Origin of the sequence: Streptomyces sp. NPDC057253, from assembly GCF_042669125.1 — a bacterium.
Lineage (GTDB): Bacteria > Actinomycetota > Actinomycetes > Streptomycetales > Streptomycetaceae > Streptomyces.
In genome coordinates this window covers 1-8,485 of record NZ_JBHUXV010000002.1, presented here as the reverse complement: position 1 = coordinate 8,485, position 8,485 = coordinate 1, and the positions used below count along the sequence as shown (strand labels likewise).

The 8,485-nt window shown below is 72.7% G+C and carries 8 protein-coding genes; 2 read left to right on the top strand and 6 right to left on the bottom strand.

Annotated elements, in window-relative coordinates; translation table 11 throughout:
• Positions 1–122: 122 nt before the first annotated feature.
• Both ACFULQ_RS01100 and ACFULQ_RS01095 read right to left on the bottom strand, forming a co-directional pair.
• On the bottom strand, positions 123–581 hold the full coding sequence (locus ACFULQ_RS01100; protein ID WP_383536343.1) for an ATP-binding protein: 459 nt from the start codon (positions 579–581) through the stop codon (positions 123–125).
• Positions 582–668: 87 nt separating this feature from the next.
• Positions 669–1,919, bottom strand: coding sequence for a DUF6777 domain-containing protein (locus tag ACFULQ_RS01095; RefSeq protein ID WP_383536342.1), 1,251 nt, complete (start codon positions 1,917–1,919; stop codon positions 669–671).
• 171 nt (positions 1,920–2,090) lie between these two features.
• Here ACFULQ_RS01095 and ACFULQ_RS01090 point away from each other — a divergent pair, with 171 nt between their 5' ends.
• Entirely contained in the window at positions 2,091–3,365 is a 1,275-nt protein-coding gene (locus ACFULQ_RS01090; protein ID WP_383536340.1) for a streptophobe family protein, read from the top strand.
• Between the two features lie 28 nt (positions 3,366–3,393).
• Here ACFULQ_RS01090 and ACFULQ_RS01085 read toward each other — a convergent pair whose 3' ends face one another.
• From ACFULQ_RS01085 to ACFULQ_RS01070, 4 genes are all read right to left on the bottom strand, one after another.
• Positions 3,394–4,371 (bottom strand): serine/threonine-protein kinase, encoded by a 978-nt coding sequence (locus tag ACFULQ_RS01085; protein ID WP_383536338.1) that lies wholly within the window; start codon positions 4,369–4,371, stop codon positions 3,394–3,396.
• Positions 4,361–4,927 (bottom strand): hypothetical protein, encoded by a 567-nt coding sequence (locus ACFULQ_RS01080; protein WP_383536336.1) that lies wholly within the window; start codon positions 4,925–4,927, stop codon positions 4,361–4,363. The genes ACFULQ_RS01085 and ACFULQ_RS01080 overlap by 11 nt, the downstream gene beginning before the upstream one ends.
• A 9-nt stretch (positions 4,928–4,936) precedes the next feature.
• The gene (locus tag ACFULQ_RS01075) at positions 4,937–7,270 is read right to left on the bottom strand and encodes an FHA domain-containing protein (RefSeq protein ID WP_383536334.1); all 2,334 of its coding nucleotides are present in this window, start codon (positions 7,268–7,270) and stop codon (positions 4,937–4,939) included.
• Between the two features lie 112 nt (positions 7,271–7,382).
• On the bottom strand, positions 7,383–7,793 hold the full coding sequence (locus ACFULQ_RS01070; RefSeq protein ID WP_383536332.1) for a hypothetical protein: 411 nt from the start codon (positions 7,791–7,793) through the stop codon (positions 7,383–7,385).
• A gap of 329 nt (positions 7,794–8,122) precedes the next feature.
• Here ACFULQ_RS01070 and ACFULQ_RS01065 point away from each other — a divergent pair.
• Positions 8,123–8,485: nuclear transport factor 2 family protein (locus ACFULQ_RS01065; protein WP_383536330.1), on the top strand; the 363-nt coding region annotated here is incomplete at its 3' end.

Below are 8,485 nucleotides of genomic sequence, written 5' to 3'. Positions count from 1 at the left end.
ATTCCGGGGGCGGCGGGTGGGCTGGGGGGGGGGGTGGGGCGGGGCGTGACCGGGGCGCACCCCAACACCGGGAAAGGCGGGTGCCGTCCACGAACGGCACCCGCCGCGCTCCCGCCCACGCGTCACTGCCTGCCGGTGAACCCCAGCACCGCGCGGACCCGCTTGCCCACCGGGACGCGTTCCGCCGCCACCTCCCGCGCCAGCACGTGCACGATCTCCAGACCGTGCCGTCCGATGCGCTCGGGATCCCGGGGGAACCTGCGCGGCAGGGCGGCGCTGCTGTCGTACACCGTGACGACGAGCGCGGTGTCGGTGCCCTCCAGTTCGAGGATGTACGGCCCGTTGCTGTGCCGGTCGGCATTGGTGACCAGTTCGCTCACGACGAGGAGCGCCTCCTCCTCGACCCGGTCACCGATGGCCGCGCACCACTCGGTTCTGAGCCTGCCGAGAAAGTGCGCGGCGAAACTCCGCGCCTCGGCGATACACCCCGGCTCACCCGTGTAGTGCGCCGCCTGCCGTAGCGGTTCCACGGGCACGTCGAAACCAGTCGGTATCACTGCCCCGTCCAGGTGCTCGATCATGCGTTTCTCTCTCGGATGCCGGACTGGCCGGACGCTGCTGCACCAGTGCTCGTACCCCGAGCCGCGCGCCGCAGTCCCAAGGACGCGTCACACCACCCGGGACCCGGAAGCGCCGGACAGGGGTGCCGAGCCGATCGTGGCCGGTGTGGTGTCGGAGGCCTGTGGTGCCGAGGAGTCGGGCACCAGGGGCTCCTCACCCGAGGAGGCGCTGCTGGGCGGTGGCGACGAGGGCGGGCTCGGGACCAGCGAGGACGGGGAGCTGGAGCTCGGCGGGCACGGGCTCGCGGACCCGGAGGGGGTCCCGCTCGGGGTTCCGCCGTCGGCCGGCAGGGAGACGCAGGGCAACGGGGAAGCCGGTGACGTCGATGTACCGGGGCTGGTCGGAGGGGTCGGCGTCGACGTGCTCACCGAGGGGGAGGGCCGTACCGGCGGCTCGGTCTTGTGGTCCTTGTGGCCGGTGTCGCCGCGGTGCCTGCCGATCCAGTCGTGGTGGTCGGCGTCGTAGATGACGAAGACGTTGATGACCGTCGTCGAGGGTGCGACCACGACCACGTTCGAGGGGCGGTACGACGGCCAGGTGTCGCCGGTGCGCTTGGGCGTGGTCTGCTGGGCGACCGGCGGGGTCAGCGGGTTGCCGCAGGCGCAGCGGGTGCGGGGCACTCCGCGGTCGTCGACGAGGACGGCGGTGCCGGCCTGGAGGACGGCCTGGTAGCTGGTGGCGGCGCCGTCGCGGTAGCCGTGGTTGGTGACCCGGGTGTCCATGCGCAGCTGGACGGGGGTGAGCCCGCGCAGGAAGGCCGGGACCTCGGCCGGCCTGACGCCGGCGACCGACGCGAAGGCGCCGTTCTTGGCGGGGTCCGCCCGGAGTGCCTTGACCTGCTTCTCGACGTCGCAGCTGGAGACGTTGCGGGTGCCGCCGTAGAGACCGGGAGCGTCGCCGTCGACGCCGCGCACGGCGTTCGCGGGCTCGGAGGAGCCGGACGGGGAGGCGGGGACGGGCGGGAGCGAGCTGTCCTTCGCGGTCGACTCGGTGAACGGGTCGGGGCCCGTCTTGCCCGCGGCCTGGAGGAAGACCTCGCCGTCGCCCCCGGCCGTGCCGGAACCGCCGCCGGAGCGGGTGAAGACGACCGCGAGGACCACGGCGGCGACCACCGCGGCCGCGATCAGCGCGACCCGGGGTGCCGATCCCCACCAGGGGCGGCGGGGTTCGGGCGCGGAGGTGCCGCCGCCGCTGCCCGGGGGCTGCGAGGGCGGGCCCGAAGGAGGCTGCGAGGGGCCCGACAGCGGACCCGAGGGCGGCCCGGTGGGCCGGCCCGACGAGGGCGGTTCGACGCTCACGAGCTCTTCTTCCCGACGCGGGACTCCTGCGACGCGCGATCCAATTGCCCCGATTTGGCCGCATTCTTCCGCGACATTCCTATTGTTTGCTCCGGTTCGGTGTCACCCGCAAGCGGACGCGGACGGCCCTCCCGGCGGGCGAGCGGTCGCGGGGCTGCTTAGCGTGGCGGGGTGAGCCCTCTCTCCCCCTCCGACCAGGCAGTCGTCGCTCGGCACGGCTGGGCGCAGGCCGTGGCCGCGGTCCTGGGCGCGCTGGTCGCCATGGTGGTGGTGGCCGGGCTGGGACTGTGGGGGGCGGGTGCGGTGGATCTCCCGCAGAACGCGTTCCCCCGGGTCGTCATGGCGACCGTCGTCACGGCCGTCGGCGGCACCGTCGAACTGTCGGGCAGCGCGGGAGGACTCGCGAACAGCGAGGCCGGGCTCACCGTGATCCCGCTCTCGGTCACCCTGACCGGTGCGCTGGTGCTCGGCGCGGGCTTCCTGCGGCCGCTGCGGCACCGCGCTGTCGCCGGCGGCCGGGAACTCGCCGGGTGGGCCGCGAGGATCGCCGTCCTGTGGCTGCTCGCGCTGCTCGCCCTGGCGTTCGCGGCCCGTCAGACCTTCAAGCTCTCTCTCGACGACACGCTGGGTGACGTGGGCGATTTCCTCGGTGTCTCGCCCGAGGTCGGCTTCACGACCGAGGTGCCCTCGACCCTCTTCTTCGGCCTGCTGTGGCTGGCCGGGGTGCTGATCCTGGCCCTGCTGGTGTCGCGCCGGGCGCCGCTGCCCGGCCGGCTGCTGCCCTTCCAGGAGTCGGTGCGTCCGGCGGCGCACGCCATGGTGGTCCTCCTGCTCGCGTACGTCGTCCTCGGCACCCTGGTCGCGCTGGGGGCGGCCGTGACCCGCGGCCATGTGCCGGAGACCTTCGCGGTGATCCTGCTGGGCATGCCGAACCTGGTCTGGCTCGCCCTGACCATCGGTCTCGGCGCCACCTGGAACGGCAGGGTGCAGGGCCCCTTCGGACTGCCCATGCCGCACGTCCTGGACGAGGTGCTGCGCTCGGACTCCACCCAGGCGCTCAATCTGCGCACCCTCGCCGAACACGACGACCGGATCTGGTGGCTCCTGGTCGTGGACGCGGTCCTGCTGCTCGCGGTCGCCTTCCTGATGGCGGCCCGCTCCCCCGCCGGCGTCCGCGCCTGGCGGCACGCCGTGCACCTGGCGGTCGCCCTCGCCCTCACCGTCCTCATGATCTGCCTGCTCTGCCGGATCTCGGCCCAGTACGGCCTGTCGGTCCTCGGCATCGGCGACCTCGGCGGCGGCCTGGGCGGCAAGCTGTTCCTGACGCCGCAGCTCTGGTCCGCGGTCGCCCTCGGAGCCCTGTGGGGCCTGGTCACCGGTTTCCTGGGCGCCCTGCTGGCCCGACCGGTCAGACGCCCAGGGGAGATCACATCCGCCGCGGGGTGACGCGGACGGCCCGGCCGACCAGGGCCGACTACCGCTCCCGGACCACCGGTCGGGCCCAGCGCGGCGGCTGCTTGGGGCGCACCTCGTCCGGTTCCACGGGCCTCACGGCGAGCTGCTCCGGCGCGTGGCCGCTCGTCGCCGCCGAGCGCAGGGCCGCCACGAAGGACAGGCACGAGTCGTGGCGGTCGTCCGGGCTCTTGGCCAGGGCCCGGGCGAACACGGCGTCGAGGCCGGCGGGGAGGCCGGGGCGGGACTTGGAGACCGCCGGTGGCTCGTCGTACTGGTGGGCCCACAGCAGGGCCATGTCGTCGTCACGCTGGAAGGGCGGGTGGCCCGTGAGGGCCTCGTACACCACGCAGGCGAAGCCGTAGACGTCGCAGCGGCCGTCGACCGGGCGGCCGGAGATCTGCTCGGGGGCCACGTAGTCGAGCGTGCCGACGAACTGGCCGACCGTCGTGAACCCGGTCAGCGACAGGGACTTCTTCGTGAGGCCGAAGTCGGTGAGATAGGTGTGCTCGGGGTGGTCGCTGTCGGTGCCGCGCGCGACCAGGATGTTGCCGGGCTTCACGTCCCGGTGCACCAGGCCGTGCTCGTGGGCCGCGTCGAGCGCCGAGGCGACCTGGGCGGCGATCCGCAGCGCGGTCGGCAGCGCCAACGGGCCCTGCCGGTCCAGGAGATGACGCAGGTCGCTGCCGGCGACGTACCGCATGGCGATGTACAGCACGCCGTCCGTCTCGCCCGCCTCGAAGACGGGCACGATGTGCGGGTGGTCGATCGCGGCGGCCACCCGTGACTCGTGGCTGAAGCGGTTGCGGAAGGTGTCGTTGCGGGCGAGCTCGGGGGCCAGCAGCTTCAACGCCACCGTGCGGTCCAGGCGCAGGTCCCGGGCCCGGTAGACGACGGCCATGCCGCCCCGGCCGATCTCCTGCTCGATCCGGTAGCTCGCGACCTGCCGGCCGACCAGTTCGGAGGGGCGGCCCGAGAACAGGCTGGTCTCACGGGCCATCGCGGGTCACCACCTGGGTCGGGGGGTGTCCGCCCGCCTGCGCCACCTCGGTCGGGGCGTGGCCGCCCGCCTGCGGCTCCTCGTCGGTGGCGTAGGTGTTGAGCCGGGTCCCCTCCGCGTACACCCAGCGCCCGTGCGCGGCGTCGTACAGCCACACGTGCTCGCCGTCCACGATCACCCCGATCCGCAGCCCCCGGGTGCGCCCGCGGAAGGCCTCCCCGTCGAGCCGGCCGGCCGCGAGCTCCTCGACGGCGGCCCGGTAGCGGGCCAGGGCGTCGTCGGCGCGGGCCAGGAGGGGGCGCGGGTCGGCGGCACGGGCGAGCGGGCTCTCGGGGGCGGGCGGGTCCTGCGGTACGGCGATCAACTGGCGGCCGTCGACCCAGGCCGCCCAGCCGTTGGCGCACAGGACGTACGCCCAGTCGCCGCGCCGCTCGACGAGCTGGACGGGCAGGAGCGGATCGAGGGGCACGGTGGGCCGGGCGGGGTCGGGGGCCTCCCAGGCGGGCATGCCGGGCCCGGGGACGACGTGGGTGGGCCGGAAACCGGGGGTCGTCATGGGCGGCCTCTACTTCCGCATGACCGCGGGTTCGTGGCGGCGCAGCAGCCGCGAGACGACGTAACCGAAGAGCACGGAGAGCACGACGAGCATGCCGATGTTCAGCAGCCACACGCCCGCGGAGTGCTTGAACAGCGGATCTCCGGTGAGGTCGCCGGGCACGATCCGGGCGAGGCCGATGGTGCCGGCCATCGCGCCGAGCGCCCAGCGCGAGGGCACCAGCCAGGACAGCTGCTCCAGGCCCGGCACGCCGTTGAGCTTCAGCAGGGCGCCGCAGAAGACCACTTGGACGATGGCGAGCAGCACCAGCAGCGGCATCGTCACCTCCTCCTTGCGCACCAGTGCGGAGACCAGCAGGCCGAGCATCATCGCCGTGAACGCCAACAGGGCCACGGCGATCGTGATTTCGACAAGGGGCGGCATCAACACGCCTTCGCCGCCGGGCGCGTTGAGGTCGACGCCGAGCAGGGCGACCAGGGTCAGGACGACCGCCTGCACGACGGTGATCGCACCCAGGACCACGACCTTCGACATCAGGTACGCCGATCTGGACAGCCCGACAGCCCGCTCGCGCCGGTAGATGACCCGCTCCTTCACCAACTCGCGCACGGCGTTCGCGGCGCCGGTGAGGACGCCTCCGACGCAGAGGATGAGCAGGGCGTTCATCGCGGTGTCCCGGGTGAGCCGGCTGCCCGCGAGGGCCCGGGCCATGGCGCCCATGACGAAGGGCAGGGCGATCATGATGGCGAGGAAGGTGCGGTCGGCGCCGAGGGCCGCGGAGTAGCGGCGGATCAGGGTGCCGAGCTGGGCGCCGCGGCTGCGGGGCCTCGGCGGGGGCGCGATGATGACCGGTTCGGAGCGGGGCGTCCGGGGCTGGGCGGTGGCCTCGCTGACGTACTGGTGCTGGAAGGCCGAGAGCCGGAAGTCACCCGCCCAGTCGCGGTCCTGGTCGCGTTCGAAGGCTTCGAAGGCCTCGGGCCACTGGGTGAACCCGAAGTAGGCGAGGGCGTCCTCGGGCGGGCCGTAGTAGGCGATCCGGCCGCCGGGGGCGAGGACGAGGAGGCGGTCGCAGACGTCGAGGCTCAGGACGCTGTGGGTGACCACGATGACCGTGCGGCCGTCGTCGGCGAGGCCGCGCAGCATGTGCATCACCGAGCGGTCCATGCCGGGGTCTAGACCTGATGTCGGCTCGTCCAGGAAGAGCAGCGACGGCTTGGTGAGCAGTTCCAGGGCGACGCTGACGCGCTTGCGCTGGCCGCCGGAGAGGCTGTGCACGGGCTGCCGGGCACGCTGCTCCAGGCCGAGTTCGCGGATGACCTCGTCGACGCGCTCGCGGCGTTCGGCCTTCGCGGTGTCCTGCGGGAAGCGCAGCTCGGCGGCGTAGGACAGGGCGCTGCGGACGGTCAGCTGGGCGTGCAGGATGTCGTCCTGCGGGACCAGGCCGATGCGCTGGCGCAGCTCGGCGTAGTCGCGGTAGAGGTCGCGGCCGTCGTAGAGGACGGTGCCGTGGTCGGCGGGGCGCTGGCCGGTGAGGGCGTTGAGGAGGGTGGACTTGCCGGCGCCGCTCGGGCCGACCACCGCGAGCAGGCACTTCTCGCCGACCGGGAAGGACACGTGGTCGAGGAGGGTCTTGCGGCCGTGGTCGACGGCGACGGTGAGGTCCTGGACGTCGAGGGAGACCTCGCCGGTGTCGACGTACTCCTGGAGCATGTCGCCGACCAGGCAGAACGCCGAGTGGCCGATGCCGACGATGTCGCCGGGGCCAAGGGGGGCGCTCGTGACGGGCCGGCCGTTGAGGTAGGTGCCGTTGTGGCTGCCGAGGTCGACGATCTCGTAGCCGCCGTCGGGCAGGGCGCGCAGCTCGGCGTGGTGGCGCGAGACGACCAGGTCGTCGATGACGAGGGCGTTGTCGTCTGCGCGGCCGATGCGGACGGTGCGGGTGGGCAGCGGGCGTACGGCGGTGGGCCGGCGGAAGGTGCCGGTGAGGCCGGGCATCGACACCGCCGAGGGGCGCTCGGGGGTGGGCAGGCCCAGCAGGACCGCGCAGGGGCCGTCGGAGGGGCTGCCGAAGCGGATGACGCTGCCGGGGCCGACGTCCCATTCGTGGACGCGGCGGCCGTCGGCGTAGGTGCCGTTGGTGCTGTTCTCGTCCTCGAGGGTCCAATGGTCGGCCTCGGGTCGCAGCACCGCGTGGTGCCACGAGACCCGGGCATCGTCGATGACGATGTCGCTCAACGGGTCGCGTCCGACGTGGTAGTCGTGGCCCGGGCTCATCACCGTGGAGCCGGTGTCGGTCTCCAGGACGAGCTCGGGCGCCGTCGGTGCGACCGGCCGCTCCGCCATGCCAGAATTCTACCGATTCACCCCTTTGGCCGCCTGACGGAACGAGAGCGAAGGAAGGACCGCCGGCAGGGCGACCCCCGCCCGGCATCCCCAGCCCGGCGTCCCCAGCGGCTCAGGCCACCGGGGTGAAGAGGGTGGACGCCGTGCGGTGCATTCTCACCGCGTCCACGGACTCCGCCAGGAGCTCGTACTCCGTGGTGTCGTCGCTCGCCGCGATCCGGATCAGCCGTCCGGCCGCCAACTCGTCGGCGATCAGCTCCTGTTGGGCCGGGTCCGCGCACCAGGCCCGCATGAGCCCGGGCACGTCGAGCACGGTCTCGGCGACCGGCGCCAGCGCACCCGCGGGGAAGTACCCGACCTCGGGCTGCGGGTCTAATCGATCCGCGATCCAGGAGGCCCGGTCACGCAGCCACCACAGCGCGAGCGCGAGCGTGGGCGCCCGATAAGTGCCGAGGGGCACACCGATGCGCCGCCCGTCGCAGATGCCGTACCCCGTGACATGGCACAGGAATTCGTCGTGCACGTTCCACTCCCCCGCTTGCTCCGTTCGGCTGTCGGCAGGGCCTCGCTTCCGTGCGGCTCATAGGCGTTACGCGGCTTTGCTGCTGTACGTGACGGGCACTTCGCTCGACGTGAAGGGCCTTCAGTCGAGTATGTTCACTACTGAAACACTGTCACCACATCTTTTTGGCCAGTCTCCTGGCATATTCACCGGCACCACTGGCCGAAATCTGACGGGTACACGCTCAAACGTTATTACCCGAGGAGTAATCGACGGTCACGGGCGGCGCGGGCAGGGTTGGGGCATCACATCCGACCAGCGCAGATGACTCCGATGGAGGCTGATTCCCCATGTCCGCGAACACGGACCGTTACGAGACCGCCGTCGCCCGCTACTTCGAAGCCTGGAACGCACGGGAGCCGGAGGCCCGTACGAAGGCCGTCGCGGCCGCCTGGGCCGTGGGCGGGGGTTACACCGACCCGCTCGCCGACGTGGTGGGCCACGACGGCATCGCCGCGGTGATCGCGGCGGCCCACGAGCAGTTCCCCGGCTTCGCCTTCCGTCTCACCGGCGCCGTCGACGGTCATCACGACACCGCGCGCTTCTCGTGGGAGCTGGTGAGCGAGGCCGACGGATCCGCACCGGTCGCCGGCTCCGACGTGATCACCCTGGCCGGGGACGGCCGGATCAGGTCCGTCCACGGGTTACTGTAC